Raw genomic sequence first — 14,913 nt, 5'->3', positions numbered from 1 at the left:
GACAACGTTTGGAGAAAAATGACGGAATTTATTTTGTGTATCGATTGGCGTAGCAAAATGCTGCGTATGAGTCGGGTTTTATTTTTGCTTCAATTCCCATGGCTGTGATCATTCCGGTCATTTCCTGGATCAGCTCTTTTGTACTTCCTTTTTTGCCAATATCTAGATGGACTTCAAAACGAAGGTCTGCCCCTTCCTCAGCAAACGGAAGAAGCAAATCCATCAGTTCTGTTAAAGGTCCCTCAAGGATGTCTGCACATACCTTTTGGCTAAACGCTGTCTCTAATGAAATTTTTTCTCTAAGACTTTGTACAGGCCGATTCAACACTTGCTGCGTGAGACAGCCCCAAGCTCCTTTGCCGATCCGGTGAAGATGAATTGCAGTCATAAATCTTGTGACATTCTGATTGACCTGAGAGTCCGTACCAATTGATAGTACATAAACAGATCTCGGGTCTTTCTGAATAAAGTCTTTCATTCTCATGACAACATCAGAAAACGCTAAATGCTCTTCAGAAAGATTAAAGAAAAAAGAATCACTCACAGAAAGGAACTCCTTTTTAATGGTCTCTTATCCGAATATTGCACTGAATGATCATCTTCCATTTGTTCATCACTTATGAAGTGTATGCTTCCGCAATCAACGAAGGAATTCTTAGAAAAAACATTTCATACGATTCAGCTTAGGATTGTAGAAGCTCAAAAATCTCAATCGAAATCATATCAATGTTGTCAAATGGGAAAGTGTTTGGCTTATCCCCTTGTTGAAAAACAGTCAATTCAAACGTTTGATTCTTTTCGAAATACTTAACACTACAGATTTTCTCACCGTTCACTTCGAAATAACGCTGTGCCGGCTCGTTTGCAGCTTCTGCTGTCTCTTGAAGACTTTGCAGCCTTGTAATGATACCCATTAATTGTGACATTCTAAAAAAAGACTCCTTTCAAAAAAACAACTCAAGATGAACCCGTATTGATTATACACAAGTCCTACAAAGCATCATACCATAAAGTGTTCTCAGATGATATTTTTCCTCTTGAATTCAAAAAAAGAAAAAGAATCTGTTTTTTTATTTTGAGTCTTTTTTCTTTTCTCATGCATCTTGTTTTTTATAAACCGGCCGATCTCATCAGGCGTTTCGCAATTTCGTCAAAATCTTCTTTCGAAATACCTGGAGCAAACTCTTCCGGCAAATCTCTATAATCTGGCACGGGTGCACCTTTTGGCGTGCCCTCAATAACTGTCAGCGGCTTTCCATCAATCGGGTGGTTTCCTTTCCAAATTTGATTGATATCCTTATAATCCGTATCACTAAATGTATACAGTTTTGTATGAATATTCTGATCTTCAAACTTTCTTGCAGAGTCAAAGTATTTATTGTCGAGATTTGGAATTGGCAGCATCTTCCCAACATCTACCCCTGTCGCTACCTCAAGGGCTTTTGCATACGCCACAACATGAACGCCGCCTCTGACAAGTAAATAACCGATCATTTCTCTTGCCGTAGGGTGATCCGTCATTTCATATACACGCATTTTATGCGTGCGAGCTCCGCACTCTAGGAAGAAGTTATGAAGAAGATCCAGAATCAGATTACCACTTGAGAACACATTCTCACCTGTCCACGGCTTTGCCATGGAGTCAAACGGATAGCCTGTTTGTGCCGTTTGGATAAAATGCTGCGTATTTCGTTTATCAACAGCCGCTTTCATCGGGGTCGTATCTGGATCGCCCCCATGGGTGGTTCCCGTAATCATGAGATTGACTGCAGTTGTCACAAGCTCTACATGACCGAATTCTTCAGCTGTAATACTTGATACAAGATCATAAAATGGTTTGAGCTTTCGTTTCCCTCTAAAGTTAAACGATTGAAACATGTAGTTATTTAATGTGGACATTTCACCAAATTTTCCGCCGAGTAATTCTTGCACAGCCGCTGCACCATTTGCATCTGGGTGATCTGGCATTGGTAAATCAATCAGCAGCCGCTTGTCACGTTTGATCATGACTTTTCCCTCCTACTGTCTAACTATCATCATTTAAGGTGTATGGATGAATTGGGATGTCCTATGCATGAAGGGAGTGATTGGCGCACAAAAAAAACTTGGCGGGGGTAGCGCCAAGTTTTTTGGATCTTGATCTGATAGAGGGGTTGGGGAACAGAGAGTAGCTTCTCTCTATAACTAAATGATAATGATTATCAGTTTCATTGTCAACCATTTTTTCTATCTTTTTTCTAATAAAAAAAACAGCCTTGACGGCTGCTTTTAAATTAATCCTTCCTGCTCATATAGATAAGCATACGGAAGATCTACAAACAAATACACGTCTCCCTCTAACGGATAAGAAAACGTACGTATTCGTTCTCCAGTTTCTAAATCACTGTAGATATCGCTGAAAAATCCTTTTCCGCTAATTCTCATTTGAAGAATATTTGCTAGAAAATAAGGGCGCCAGCTCCAGTTTTTCTCTATATACTCTGGCTGAAACAGCCATTCTTTCTCTTTCTTAAACACATTTCCAGTGATTTGAAACCCTTCTTCATTACACATATAAATGCGAAAGCTGCAATCGGTTAGTTCAAGTGCCAGTTTTTGTATAAGTTCATCATTTGTGCTGCATGATTTTTTTAACGTACTGACGGCTTGATGAATTCGCTTATAAAAGGTTTCAGAATGTTCATAGACAGCTTGGAGTTTCTTTTTCTCATGGGCAATGAATTGTTGAAATTCTTCTTTAAGCTTCTCTTTTCGTTTGTTACGGTCAATTAATTGTGCGGCAGGCTCGTGAAGGTAGAAGCCTTGAAAATATCTTCCGCCATTTCTCCATGCATATTGCAGCTGAAAATTTGCTTCAATGTCTTCATAGATTAAAGCCGCTCCTATTTTTCTTGCAAGAAGTGAAATGCTGTATAACACATATTCATAGGAAGGAGATGGAGACGAAGCCCTTAAAGCCTGAAGATCTATTTTTAATAGATCAGGTGAAAGCAGAGCAATCCGGTCAAGATTGCTGCTTTCTTTTCCTATATTAGATACGGCGATTTTGATCCCATATGTACGATAATACGTTAACGTATGGTAAAGCTGTTCAATGTCGCCGCTAAACGTATGTTCAGTAATTTCAATGACAAACCGGTTAAGCTGAATACCCCTTGCTTCATATTCTTTTAAAAGTTCTAAGAAACTTTCGCCATGATCAAGCATGAGGACATTCGCATCATGATTAATAAAGATGAGCAAATCTTCATCTGCGGTCGTGAAGAGATCAAGCGCTTGACTTAATACTTTGTGATCTACTTCCAATTTATATTCGTCAGGAATAGATGAATCCGTAAAGAAGGAGCCTAGACTAACTGTTCCCGACTCAAGCTTCATTCTTCCAAGAATCTCATAGCCTATCACTTTTTGTTCCTCCGCACTGAAGATCGCTTGATAGTGCGGGAAAACATCTTCAATATTCGTTAAAATATCCAATGGATCGACCATTTTCATCACCTGCTTCTCTCTTTGTGTGATTATACCATATCAAAAGCAGGTCTTACACGGTCATTCAAAATGGTGATTGGTTGAGCCATTGCCCCCCATCCATCGTGATACAATCTCCATTAATATAAGATGCATGCTCAGATAATAAGAAACTCGCAAGTTCTGCAATTTCTTCTGGTGTGCCAAGTCTACCGAGCGGAACACTATCTAATGTTCTTTGGGCAGCCTCTTCTGATTCCCACAGTTTATCTGCACCACCTGTTCTTTCAATGGGTCCCGGCGCAATGGCATTTACGCGAATCCGATATTGCTTTCCCCATTCCACAGCAAGCGTTCGGGTAAGCGACAGTACGCCTGCTTTTGCGGCTGCTGAATGCGCTACACCAACACCAGCCCCCCATGCATATGTGGCGACCATGTTGATCATACTTCCGCTTTTCTTTTGACGAATCCAATAGTTGCCCACTGCATGGCTGCAAAAAAAGGTGCCATTTAGCACAATATCAATGACCGCTTTCCAGCCGTTAGGAGACAGTTTTTCTGCTGGAACTAAAAAGTTGCCTGCCGCGTTATTAATAAGTGCATCCACATCACCAAATGTATCTACCGCAAACTTCACCATTTGATCAGCATCTTCTGGATGTCGCACGTCCATTGGAAAATAAGCGATCGAACCACCTTGCTGTTTGATTTCATTTGCCGTTGTTTCAAGGGTCTCTTCTGTTCTTCCACTAATCACAACATTCCAGCCCCCGAGTGCCAAATGAGTCGCCATCGCCTTTCCCATTCCGCTTGATCCTCCTGTGACAATCACTGTTTGCTTCGTCATTTGTTCTCCCCCTTTGTGTGTTTTGAATGACTATTCATTCATTATCCATCTATCATATCATGATTTCCCCTCCATACACCATATGGGAGATTCATCAAAAATCATGCTATACTTAATTTTATTTTTAAAGGAGTCTTATATGAAGCAACTTTCCCGTAGGCAGTTTTTAAAAGGAGCAGCTGGTGCGAGTATTCTCGGACTTTTGGCGACCACATCCGGTTATGGCTATGCTCGGTACATTGAGCCGCACATGATCGACACCGTATCACTCACCATTCATGATGCTCAGCTACCGGCTTCTTTTGACCAATTTAAAATTGCGCAATTTAGTGACGTTCATTTAAGTGATACATTTTCGGCAAAAGATTTAGAGACTGTTGTCCAAAAGATCAACGCTGCATCTCCAGATCTCATTGTGTTTACAGGTGACCTTGTTGATTTTGAAGCATCGATTGAAGAACATGAAAAAGCCAAAGCCTCTTTGTCTAAGCTTGATGCTCCGTTTGGAAAGTTTGCCATATGCGGAAATCATGACTACGGACCCTTTGGCATTGATGTATATGAAGAAACGATGAAAGCTTGCGGTTTTACATTATGTAAAAATGAAGTGTTTCACTTAGAAAAAGAAGGCGGACGCATACAGATCGCTACACTGGATGATCTCATGATGAGTATGCCTGATTACCATTTCATCAAACGAGAAGTCTCTTCTGATCTCTTTACGTTATTGCTTGTGCATGAGCCTGATGCCGCACTAGAACTTGAAACAACACCTATTAACTTGCAGCTTTCTGGGCATACGCATGGCGGTCAAATACAGCTTCCTTTCTATGGACCGATTCTCACAGCACCTTTTGGGCGTATATATGTCGAAGGCTTATACGGTAGCTATCAGCACCGTATCTATGTCAACCGCGGGCTTGGGACAACTAGACTGCCGCTTCGGTTTTTAGCCAAACCTGAAATCACTTTTTTCACCTTAACATCTCACGTGTAAAGAGAAGCCAAATCACCTTTTCCTGCATATGTATAAACAAAGATCATTCTCATGACAAATGTTAGGAGAAACCTTACTGGGCCTGATCCCGTCCATATAGTATATGTGAGGCGGGGATCATGGCTTCTTTTATTTGAGTAAAAGGAGTGTACTTTCGTGCTGCGATACACGGTAAAAAGTGGAGAAACACTTGCTTCTATAGCACTTGATTTTCGAACAACGACAGATGATTTAAAGGCTGCAAATCCGTCACTTCAAGCCCGCGAGCCAGAACAAAATGAAGTCATCATCATCCCTGGATTACCGGATCCTAACACGATCCCTTACCGCATATCTGTGTCAATTTCAGCGAAACGTCTCGTGCTGTTTTCTGGATCACAGCTCTTGCGCTCATACCCGATTGCAACCGGCAGAATATTAAACATGACACCGACAGGTTCTTATTATATTGTCAACAGACAGCCAAACCCAGGAGGTCCCTTTGGCGCCTATTGGCTGAGCCTTTCAAAAATTCATTACGGCATCCATGGAACGAATAACCCGTCTTCAATTGGTAAAGCTGTGTCTAGAGGGTGCATTCGCATGTACAATCAGAATGTCATCGAACTTGCTTCAATTGTTCCAAATGGAACACCTGTGACCATTAGCCAGTAGGAGAAATTAATTGTACGAATGGTTAAAATTTTATATGATAGAAAGTGGGATCTTCAGGTTAAGGAGCGTATTTATGGATATTTTTAAAAACAGAAATTTTGTTCGTCTCTTTTTTGCAGCACTTGCCTCGCAAATGGGGACAACAGTAGGCAATATGGCGTTTGCCTTTTATTTGCTCGACCATTTTAGTCATCAGCCCGCTTACGCCACTTTAGCAGAGTTAATGTATTCACTGCCTACGATCTTTGTCTTTTTTATGGTCGGTGTGGTCGCAGACCGTTTTGATCGTAAAAAAGTCGCAGAGAATTGTGATTGGATACGAGCTGGGCTGACGATCGTTTTATTTATCGTCATTTATTTTAATTCACTGCCGCTTATTTTCTTGATCTTGTTTATACGAAGTGCCATTACGAAGTTCTTCTATCCAGCTGAAGCCTCTCTCGTTCAGGCCATTTTAAATAAAGATCAATATGCAAAAGCTGCAGGTTTAAATCAGATGCTGTTTAGTTTGTTTATGGTATTTGGTGTTGGAATTGGTGCCATTATGTATAAAACGATTGGACTTCACGGTGCCATTACCATTGATTTGGTCAGTTTTATTATTTCCGGTATTCTCATTCGATCATGCAATATTCCAATTGAAGCACGTCAGCCAAATGGACAAGCAGGCTGGAAAGGCATGACCGTTAAAACATCTCTAAAAGATTTTAAAGAAGGCATTCTCTATATTTTAAAAAATAAATTATTGGCTTCTTTAATTTTTGGCTTTTTTGTTTTTGGTCTTGTGAATGGCGCATTTGCCGTTCTTCCGATGTTTACAATGAAATACGGTCTTTCACCGGACCATTTTGAACTGCATACATCCTTTTTTACGATCGCGATCGGTGCCGGACTTCTAGTTGGAAGCTTACTTGGCTCTATTCTTGCGAAAAAGGTAAAGATGCAATATCTCATGTCGATTCCAATTCTAGTTGCAGGTATTTTAATTTTTGTCCTTGGTTCTACCCATACATTATGGTTATTTTATGTCACATCATTTGTCATTGGTACATGTATTGGTCCAGTCAACATTGTCATTGGAGGCTGGCTCCCAAGAATTGTTCACCCTCGTCTGATGGGACGCGTATCAGGGTGGGTTGATCCGCTCACCATGTTTGCACAATCAATGACGCTAGGTTTAATTGCCGTGTTATTTCCAAAGCTCATCACCAATGTTTCTTACATTTATTACGGAATGGGTATTATTATTTTACTCGTCTTCCTTTTTTACTTCATTACACTGCCAAAGTTCAGCAGAGAAGCTGCTGACTTAGATGTACAGCGTGAATTAAAAGGTCAGGGAGTACAATAGATGAAGCAAAAAGGGCTAAAATAATGTTTATTTTAGCCCTTTTTCTTCTTTTTAGCGTGATAGAAAACCTTTGCAGTCTAGGAAGGACGAGTACTGGCGCGGAGCGAATTTGCCACAGGACTGACAAAGAATGCGAGGGTTTGACTACACGCTGAGGACTTTCTTCTATAGAAAGTCCTTTTTTCATGGAAGTAACAACATAAACGACGCTTATTTTTTCTGCTCATCGAAATGATTTGAAGCAAAATGAACGATTCTATCGACTGTATAAATGCTAATAAATAAGATGAGAAAAAGAAGAAAAGGATGAATCGGCTGATCATCTATCACGTACACAATGCCTCCAACGACAAAAGCGACCAATAAAGGCGTTAAAATATCTTTCAATCTAAACCGTCCTTTCTGTTCTCATTGACTTTGCTCTTCTTATCTTATAACAAATTTTTCTTTTTATGAAATAAAAGGGATGTGTATAAACGCAACATTTTTAATAAAAATTCTTTACAATATTGGAAGTTTTATAGTAATATAGTCAGGTTGGAGGTGAGAGGTATGCTAAAAAGCTATTATTTTATTCATTCAAAAAATGAACAAGGACAATATGTTGTACATACAGAAGACTGCGCATTTTTAGGTGATGCAGCAAGCCGTACGTTGATTGGTCTGCACATGAACAGTGAAAGCGCCATGGATGAAGCCAAAAAAATGACGAGTGAAACTGATTTTAACGGCTGTTTTTACTGTGCTTATTCTAGCCATACGAAATAGTCCATGTTTTTAAGCCATATGTTCGACTTTGATTGTCTTGCATATGGTAAATTTTACACGATGAACCATCTATACATTGATAAACTACCCATTGATTCAAATAGGTAGTTATCTTGTTATGATAGTTCACTTTGTATACATTTCACTACATCCTCTAATGATCGAAAACAAACGATCTTTTAACTTATGCACCCCTACTGCATCTTCTACCAATGCTCAGCCAATTCCTACCACTTGAATATTTAACATAATGGTATGCTTTTCATCTAAAACAGCGAGACATTCATCATAAAAGTGATAGAAAGATGTGTCGACCTCTTCAAATTTCAGCAAGGTTTCAACATTATGATTTTTGGCTATTTTAAATAATAACCATGTAATCTCATTGCTTTTTACAATAAGACTATTTGCAATTTACTAATAAAAACGTATAATTTATACTAAGCACAGGAAGACGAAAGACAAAGGAGAGAAAAAATGGACGATTATGCTCATACTAAAGACATAGAACCTACAGCAGAAAACATCGCAAAAGCCATTTATACTGTTAACCGCCATGCTAAAACCGCACCAAATCCCAAGTTTCTTTATCTTTTGAAAAAACGTGCGCTGCAAAAACTATTGCAAGAAGGTAAAGGAAGAAAAGTGGGCCTACATTTCTCTAACAATCCCAGATATAGTCAACAACAGTCCGACGTGCTGATTGAAATCGGAGATTATTATTTTCATCTGCCACCAACTAAAGAAGACTTCGAATTTTTGCCACACTTAGGAAATTTAAATCAATCATATCGCAATCCGAAAGCGAATATGTCATTAAATCGAGCAAAACAAATACTTCAAACGTATGTCGGTTTAAAAGAAAAACCTGCCGCCACAAAACAAAAATCACATTATACAAAACCCGTCTTCAAACGGCTCGGGGAAAGTTATTTTTAAACAGAAAAACCACTCAAAGCGAGTGGTTTTTTTCTTTAGATAATAAAATGATCTACTTTTTCAATCAGCTGATGAATTTCTGGTTTACTAATTTGATCATCTGCACCGATGGTTTCCCCTTTATGACGCAGATCGTCCGTAATTAATGAAGAGAAAATGAGAATTGGAATGGACTGTGTTAAAGGATTGTCCTTCAGCAGCTTTGTTAATCGATGTCCATCCATTTTTGGCATTTCTATATCTGTAATAATCATATCAATTTCTTCTGTCACACTAATGCCTTTACTGACAAGATCCATGACATGGTCATATGCTTGTTTCCCATCTTCAAAGGTTACAATGTTTTTATAGCCTGCCTCGGTTAATTCATTTGTTAATAAGCGCATGAGAAGCGGAGAATCTTCAACAACATACAGCTTCTTCCCTGTTCTTCTCTCGTCTTTCTCACCGTCAAACATATGATATGTGTCTACGCCAGATGCGGATTCAATATCATAAATGATTTTTTCGTAATCTGGAAGGAAAATCATTTTCTCGTCAAGCTTGATGATCCCTGTTAAATGACGGTCCATTCCTTGATTGAGTGCAGTTGGTTTTTCAATCTCTTCCCAGCTGACGCGGTGAATTTGTGATACCGTTCCTGTATGGAACACAAATTTCCGTTGGTTGAATTCAGTCACAATGTATTTCTCTTGTTCTGACTGATCTGACTCGACATTAAAAAAGGAAAATAGATTGATGACTGGTAAAATCTCGCCTCGTAAACTAATCATCCCTTCTACATCTTGGTGAGAGTGCGGTATAACTGTCACCTCAACTGGCTGAATAATTTCTCTTACTTTCATGACGTTAATGCCGAATTGATTTGAACCAATTTCAAACTTCACAATTTCCAATTCATTAGTACCAGAGTCAAGTAAAATTTCTTGTTTGTTTAAAGCCACGGAAATCCCTCTATTCTTCAATATAAGATTGTACTTTTTATATCGGCAGCATGGGTAAAAAGTTGACGTTTCTTTACGCTTTCTCTCGCACGAATTGATGAATCACAAGTCCTATGGCTGCAAGGATGAGCAAAGACCCTAATGCAAGACGGCTTGCGAGATTCCCATGTGCTGCAAATAGCAGTGTGACGGAGCCATAAATGATGGGACCAACAATTGAAGACACCTTTCCCGAAAACGCAAAGAGACCAAAAAATTGCCCTCGTTTTTCTTTAGGCGTCAGCTCAATAATGAGGATTCGTGATGATCCCCAGCTTGCGCCAAGTGAAATTCCGAATAGACTGCCTGCTACCCAGAAGACCCATTCAGTTGTCGCTGTCACAGCTAGAATGAGCGCCACAATTAAAATGACATACACGACTGTAATCGAGCGCTTTGCCCCGATGGCCTTTGTGACATATCCGAATAGAAACGAGCCAATGATACTTGAAATCGTGGACACAAGATAAAGCAAAATAAATTGACCTGCCGTAAAGCCAATGATAATTTTGGCATAAACCGCCATCATCGCAATCGCTGTCTGCAACGCATCATTCATAAAAAAGAAAGCGATCATAAAAATAAAGGCCGGTTTGTACTGCTTCATCTCTTTAAACGTACGAATAATCTCTTTATACCCGCTGAAAAAAGACGCCTTTTTCTCTTGCTGCGGGAGAGGTTGAGGATCTTTTATAATAAAGAGAAAGGGAAGAAAAAAGAGAAAGAATAAAAGGGCTGTCGGAATAAATGCTTCATGAAACTGGTCATTTCCTACAAGTAAATAAACAGAAAGGCCGACAAGTGTACCTAAATAGCCGACAGCAATACCGAATCCAGAAATGAGGGGGATTTCATCCTTTGTCCCAAGATCGGGCAAAATGGTGTCATAAAAAACAAGACTAGAGTGATAGAAAAATTTGGCGATGACGAACAAGGTAACCACCACCAATAAGGAAACAGGAAGACCAAACCATTCGCTTGAGAAATCAATCCCAGCAAAGATCCCCATCATAAAGGTACAGGCAATACAAATCAGGGTAAACACCGTGATATACCGCTTCTTTTTCCCTGTACGATCAATCAGCACACCGTATAAAGGCGTAAAAATGACGAGGAAAAAGCTTGCAAGTGCGTTCGCATAAGAAATAAATGTACTGGCGATTTGATCCATCCTCGCACTGTCGCCTATCGTCTCCTGCAAGTAAAATGGGAAGAAAATGGTGATCATATTCGATGAAAATATCGTATTTGCAAAATCATACAATGCCCAGGCCAAAACAGGTGCGGTGAAAAAGAGCCCGAAGCTTGCCCCTTTTTTTTGAACGATCATTTTCCCTCTTTTCAATAGATTGACTCCCTTCTCTGCTTTATTTTCACTATCATTCTACTTTATGTGACGTTTCCCTCTTCCATACAAGCAATCTATACAAAAAGCACCCCTAACTATTTAGCAGAGGTGCTTCTTTTCATTATTTCTTTACGACAATGGTACTTGCAATCAAATCGTGAAGTGCTTGTTTTTTTTCTGTGAAAAACGCAATGATGTAGCCAATACATAAGATTGGAGACAAAAAGCCTTTTGCAAAAAAGCGACCTGTCGCGCGCCCGAATGTTATTTTTCCACCCGTTACTTTTGTCACTTTGATTCCAAGAGCCATTTTGCCAAGAGTTCCTTGCAGCTTTGATGATTCCATGATCGCATAATACAGCCAAGTCACCGCGATACCGACTAAAATCGTTACGCCATAGAAAAAGATAAAGCCCATTATGACTGCCCATTCTTCATCCGTGATCACCGTTGAAGAATAGTAATAGCTATCATCATACATTAAAAATGCCGCCTCAGGGCTTGAGACAAAAAAGAGTGTTGCGAGAATAAATACAATGAATGAGAATGGTACACTAATAATGACACCGTCTAAAAGATGAGCAAGAAAACGATAACCTACACCAGCTAGTTCAGGATGTTTTTCTTCTTGAATAGGTGCTTCTGACATGTTTGTTTCCATCCTATTTCTCCTTTATTATGTATGTTTTCTATAAATTTCTTATAATCATTCGTTATTATATCTTATGAATATCGCAAGATCAATGGAGCTTTACATTTTTACATGAATTTTAGATCATTTTTCAATGATGATTTATGTGAATAAATACTGAAAATTCACAGAAATTATGGCACATCTAGTTCTTTCAACGCCTGATTTTTTAACATTTTGTGATATTTTTGTCTCATTTCGATTCTTCTGTTGACAATCACATTTCACATGGTACAATAGTCAAGGATTTTTTAAAGAAAGGTGTTCATGATGGGAACTGTCGTACTATTAAAGAACAACGAAATGACTGTGATTGAAGATATTTGCGAAGCTGATTTTTTAGATATGAAACATGGTTTATCTAATGAAGATGCTGCATATATCTCTTGGTATGAAGATTACGATACTGCTTATGGATATTGATTTCATTTCATAGATGAAGCGTAAAAAAAGGCGATACAACCTTCAAAGAGGTGGTATCGCCTTTTTACGTTTGTGTGCTTCTTTCACTTTCAGGTTCTACATGAATAAAGATTTGTGCATGCGGAAACGCCTGCTGAATGTTCTCTTCAATTCGATCACATAATTGATGAACATCTTCAATGGTTGTTTTTCCATGAACAATCAAATGGAAGTCAATATATTCTTCAGCACCGGATCGTCTTGTTCGAAAGTCATGATATTCAATGAATTCTTGACTGAATGTTTGAATGATGGCCTCTATCGCTTGTTCTTCTTCCGGGGTTAACCGGGCGTCGACAAGCGGCGGGAAGGCTTCCTTCATAAGTTTAAATGCTTCACGCATAATATAGAGCGCTAGCACCATTCCAATAATCGGATCGAGGAAATACCAGTCCGTTAATGCAACAAGCAATAAACTAATGGCGACTCCTAGTGACGTAAACACATCTGTTAAAAGATGCAGTGCATTCGATTTCATGGCAACAGAATGTACTCGCTCTGCCTCTTTGTTCACAACTCTCGACACAACAAAATTGATAAGTGCCCCGATCAGCATGACCACAATACCAAGTACCGGCAGTTTAACAGGCTCAGGATGCATTAATTTATGAACACACTCATAAATGATCCAAATCCCAGCTACAAAAATCAACAAAGTTTCAATCGTTCCAGAAATATTCTCAACTTTCCCATGTCCATAAGGATGTTTTGAATCTGCCGGCTTTCTTGAAATACGAACAGAGATAAATGCAATAAAAGAGGCCATTAAATCGAGAAAAGAGTGAATGGCTTCTGATAAAACCGCAACAGATCCAGTTAACACCCCTACAATGATTTTAAGGACCACTACAAACGTATTACTCATGACGGATAAAAAGGCTATTTTCGATGTCTTTGCTGATTGATCCATCTATTATCGTCCTCCTTCTGGAGATCGTATGCCTGTGAAAGCAATTCCCATGACTTGATTCTCTCGTTCTTTCAGTTTATACCGTTTTGTCTTATTCTAATCATCTTAAGCAGAGCTGTATTTTCCGAGCAGGTTACGCTATAATAAATGTTGCTCTTTCTTCATATATCACTCATGCTGTGATGGATAGGAGAATAGACTACATATAACGATATCCGAAGCCTTTCCGCAGGTGACATTTATGCAGTGAATGGTAAAATAGGATAAAAACATAAATTTTTAAGGTGATGAGAAATGGAGCATTTGCTGAATCCAAGAGTAAAGGATATTGAAATTTCAGGCATTCGAACATTTTCAAATCTCGTATCTTCATATGAGGATGTTGTTTCATTGACCATAGGTCAGCCCGATTTTTATACGCCGCATCATGTCAAAACAGCTGCCAAAACAGCCATTGACGAGAATTTCACCTCGTATACTCATAATGCTGGATTTTTAGAGCTAAGACAAGCAATCCAGCAGTACATCAAAAAGAAAGTCCATCTTGATTATGATGCAGAGACAGAAATCATTGTGACAACAGGTGCGAGTCAAGCAATTGATGCTGCGTTTCGAACCATTTTGACTGAAGGCGATGAGGTCATCCTGCCCGGCCCTGTGTACCCTGGCTATGAACCGATCATTCGGATGTGCGGTGCGGTGCCTGTGCATATCGACACAACAAATGCCGGTTTTAAATTAAACGCCAAGCTGATTGAAGATGCATTAACGGAAAAGACAAAGTGTGTTGTCCTTCCATACCCTTCAAATCCAACTGGGGTCACGCTATTAGAAGAAGAATTGAAAGAAATTGCACAGCTTCTTGAAGGAAAGGATATTTTTATTCTATCTGATGAAATTTATAGTGAGCTGACATTTGATCGTCCGCATCACTCCATTGCTTCTTTCTTAAAGGAACAGACGATTGTCATCAATGGACTGTCAAAATCTCATAGCATGACCGGATGGAGAATCGGCTTTTTATTTGCTTCCGCTCCTATTGCTAAACATGTATTAAAAGTACATCAATATAACGTGTCTTGTGCCTCGGCTATCTCACAAAAGGCGGCACTTGAAGCAGTGACAAATGGTGTGGATGATGCACTGATCATGAGAGAGCAATATAAGAAAAGACTCGACTATGTATATGATCGACTCATTTCTATGGGGCTTCCGGTCATTAAGCCTTCCGGCGCTTTTTATATTTTCCCTTCCATTGAATCGTTTGGGATGAGTTCATTTGATTTTTGCATGGAGTTGTTAGAAAGTACAAGACTTGCGGTCGTACCTGGTTCTGCTTTCTCTTCACTCGGAGAAGGATATGTGCGCCTTTCCTATGCATATTCACTTGAAACGTTAAAAGAAGGACTTGACCGTCTCGAACAATTTGTTCTTGAAAAGCGTTCCATACAATCAATAGACGGATGAAACAACGGCTCTCTTGCCGTTGTTT

At 39.3% G+C, this 14,913-nt stretch carries 17 protein-coding genes; 7 read left to right on the top strand and 10 right to left on the bottom strand.

Annotation, left to right across the window (positions count from 1 at the left end):
- Positions 1–28: 28 nt before the first annotated feature.
- From AC0VYC_RS06770 to fadH, 5 genes are all read right to left on the bottom strand, one after another.
- Entirely contained in the window at positions 29–544 is a 516-nt protein-coding gene (locus tag AC0VYC_RS06770) for a ribonuclease H-like YkuK family protein (RefSeq protein ID WP_024719568.1), read from the bottom strand.
- A gap of 139 nt (positions 545–683) precedes the next feature.
- A complete protein-coding gene (locus AC0VYC_RS06765) occupies positions 684–926 on the bottom strand; it encodes a YkuJ family protein (RefSeq protein ID WP_003212254.1) in 243 nt (80 codons plus the stop codon).
- Positions 927–1,110: 184 nt separating this feature from the next.
- Positions 1,111–2,007, bottom strand: coding sequence for a manganese catalase family protein (locus AC0VYC_RS06760; protein ID WP_019743902.1), 897 nt, complete (start codon positions 2,005–2,007; stop codon positions 1,111–1,113).
- Positions 2,008–2,268: 261 nt separating this feature from the next.
- Complete coding sequence (locus AC0VYC_RS06755) at positions 2,269–3,489, bottom strand: EAL domain-containing protein (RefSeq protein WP_475389764.1); 1,221 nt, start codon at positions 3,487–3,489, stop codon at positions 2,269–2,271.
- A 64-nt stretch (positions 3,490–3,553) separates the two neighbouring features.
- The gene (gene fadH / locus AC0VYC_RS06750) at positions 3,554–4,318 is read right to left on the bottom strand and encodes a 2,4-dienoyl-CoA reductase (protein ID WP_475389762.1); all 765 of its coding nucleotides are present in this window, start codon (positions 4,316–4,318) and stop codon (positions 3,554–3,556) included.
- Positions 4,319–4,457: 139 nt separating this feature from the next.
- Here fadH and AC0VYC_RS06745 point away from each other — a divergent pair, with 139 nt between their 5' ends.
- From AC0VYC_RS06745 to AC0VYC_RS06735, 3 genes are all read left to right on the top strand, one after another.
- Positions 4,458–5,315: a metallophosphoesterase gene (locus AC0VYC_RS06745; RefSeq protein ID WP_475389760.1), complete on the top strand. Its 858-nt coding sequence runs from the start codon at positions 4,458–4,460 to the stop codon at positions 5,313–5,315.
- A 156-nt stretch (positions 5,316–5,471) separates the two neighbouring features.
- On the top strand, positions 5,472–5,969 hold the full coding sequence (locus tag AC0VYC_RS06740; RefSeq protein ID WP_041507380.1) for a L,D-transpeptidase family protein: 498 nt from the start codon (positions 5,472–5,474) through the stop codon (positions 5,967–5,969).
- Positions 5,970–6,042: 73 nt separating this feature from the next.
- Positions 6,043–7,320 carry an MFS transporter gene (locus AC0VYC_RS06735; RefSeq protein ID WP_008348012.1) on the top strand — a complete coding sequence of 426 codons (1,278 nt, stop codon included), beginning with the start codon at positions 6,043–6,045 and terminating at the stop codon, positions 7,318–7,320.
- 210 nt (positions 7,321–7,530) lie between these two features.
- Here the strand turns inward: AC0VYC_RS06735 and AC0VYC_RS06730 are convergent, their stop codons facing one another.
- Positions 7,531–7,707 carry a hypothetical protein gene (locus AC0VYC_RS06730; protein WP_162837046.1) on the bottom strand — a complete coding sequence of 59 codons (177 nt, stop codon included), beginning with the start codon at positions 7,705–7,707 and terminating at the stop codon, positions 7,531–7,533.
- Between the two features lie 165 nt (positions 7,708–7,872).
- Between AC0VYC_RS06730 and AC0VYC_RS06725 the strand changes: the two genes are divergently transcribed.
- Both AC0VYC_RS06725 and AC0VYC_RS06720 read left to right on the top strand, forming a co-directional pair.
- Positions 7,873–8,088, top strand: coding sequence for a hypothetical protein (locus AC0VYC_RS06725; RefSeq protein ID WP_058337408.1), 216 nt, complete (start codon positions 7,873–7,875; stop codon positions 8,086–8,088).
- Positions 8,089–8,565: 477 nt separating this feature from the next.
- Positions 8,566–9,027 carry a YkyB family protein gene (locus tag AC0VYC_RS06720; protein WP_007498684.1) on the top strand — a complete coding sequence of 154 codons (462 nt, stop codon included), beginning with the start codon at positions 8,566–8,568 and terminating at the stop codon, positions 9,025–9,027.
- 35 nt (positions 9,028–9,062) lie between these two features.
- On the opposite strand, the gene AC0VYC_RS06715 is transcribed toward AC0VYC_RS06720, so the two are convergent.
- The 3 genes from AC0VYC_RS06715 to AC0VYC_RS06705 all read right to left on the bottom strand — a co-directional run bounded on the left by AC0VYC_RS06715 (position 9,063) and on the right by AC0VYC_RS06705 (position 12,019).
- Complete coding sequence (locus AC0VYC_RS06715; protein WP_024719666.1) at positions 9,063–9,971, bottom strand: chemotaxis protein; 909 nt, start codon at positions 9,969–9,971, stop codon at positions 9,063–9,065.
- A gap of 73 nt (positions 9,972–10,044) precedes the next feature.
- Entirely contained in the window at positions 10,045–11,355 is a 1,311-nt protein-coding gene (locus tag AC0VYC_RS06710; RefSeq protein ID WP_096881341.1) for an MFS transporter, read from the bottom strand.
- 124 nt (positions 11,356–11,479) lie between these two features.
- The gene (locus AC0VYC_RS06705; protein ID WP_045035146.1) at positions 11,480–12,019 is read right to left on the bottom strand and encodes an RDD family protein; all 540 of its coding nucleotides are present in this window, start codon (positions 12,017–12,019) and stop codon (positions 11,480–11,482) included.
- A 297-nt stretch (positions 12,020–12,316) separates the two neighbouring features.
- Here AC0VYC_RS06705 and AC0VYC_RS06700 point away from each other — a divergent pair, with 297 nt between their 5' ends.
- The gene (locus AC0VYC_RS06700) at positions 12,317–12,472 is read left to right on the top strand and encodes a hypothetical protein (RefSeq protein WP_155720694.1); all 156 of its coding nucleotides are present in this window, start codon (positions 12,317–12,319) and stop codon (positions 12,470–12,472) included.
- 64 nt (positions 12,473–12,536) lie between these two features.
- On the opposite strand, the gene AC0VYC_RS06695 is transcribed toward AC0VYC_RS06700, so the two are convergent.
- On the bottom strand, positions 12,537–13,421 hold the full coding sequence (locus AC0VYC_RS06695; RefSeq protein WP_017359428.1) for a cation diffusion facilitator family transporter: 885 nt from the start codon (positions 13,419–13,421) through the stop codon (positions 12,537–12,539).
- A 294-nt stretch (positions 13,422–13,715) separates the two neighbouring features.
- Here AC0VYC_RS06695 and AC0VYC_RS06690 point away from each other — a divergent pair, with 294 nt between their 5' ends.
- On the top strand, positions 13,716–14,888 hold the full coding sequence (locus tag AC0VYC_RS06690) for an aminotransferase A (RefSeq protein ID WP_007498694.1): 1,173 nt from the start codon (positions 13,716–13,718) through the stop codon (positions 14,886–14,888).
- The last annotated feature ends 25 nt before the right edge of the window (positions 14,889–14,913 follow it).

The organism is Bacillus sp. iso_77, from assembly GCF_056173625.1.
This window is presented reverse-complemented; position numbering and strand designations above follow the sequence as displayed.

Bases quoted from the DNA above. Each gene is read 5' to 3' on its own strand.
- AC0VYC_RS06700 (WP_155720694.1), top strand. From the start codon at position 12,317: ATGATGGGAACTGTCGTACTATTAAAGAACAACGAAATGACTGTGATT.
- AC0VYC_RS06695 (WP_017359428.1), bottom strand. From the start codon at position 13,421: ATGGATCAATCAGCAAAGACATCGAAAATAGCCTTTTTATCCGTCATG.
- AC0VYC_RS06765 (WP_003212254.1), bottom strand. From the start codon at position 926: ATGTCACAATTAATGGGTATCATTACAAGGCTGCAAAGTCTTCAAGAG.
- AC0VYC_RS06725 (WP_058337408.1), top strand. From the start codon at position 7,873: ATGCTAAAAAGCTATTATTTTATTCATTCAAAAAATGAACAAGGACAA.
- AC0VYC_RS06745 (WP_475389760.1), top strand. From the start codon at position 4,458: ATGAAGCAACTTTCCCGTAGGCAGTTTTTAAAAGGAGCAGCTGGTGCG.
- AC0VYC_RS06720 (WP_007498684.1), top strand. From the start codon at position 8,566: ATGGACGATTATGCTCATACTAAAGACATAGAACCTACAGCAGAAAAC.
- fadH (WP_475389762.1), bottom strand. From the start codon at position 4,318: ATGACGAAGCAAACAGTGATTGTCACAGGAGGATCAAGCGGAATGGGA.
- AC0VYC_RS06735 (WP_008348012.1), top strand. From the start codon at position 6,043: ATGGATATTTTTAAAAACAGAAATTTTGTTCGTCTCTTTTTTGCAGCA.
- AC0VYC_RS06705 (WP_045035146.1), bottom strand. From the start codon at position 12,019: ATGGAAACAAACATGTCAGAAGCACCTATTCAAGAAGAAAAACATCCT.
- AC0VYC_RS06760 (WP_019743902.1), bottom strand. From the start codon at position 2,007: ATGATCAAACGTGACAAGCGGCTGCTGATTGATTTACCAATGCCAGAT.
- AC0VYC_RS06690 (WP_007498694.1), top strand. From the start codon at position 13,716: ATGGAGCATTTGCTGAATCCAAGAGTAAAGGATATTGAAATTTCAGGC.
- AC0VYC_RS06755 (WP_475389764.1), bottom strand. From the start codon at position 3,489: ATGGTCGATCCATTGGATATTTTAACGAATATTGAAGATGTTTTCCCG.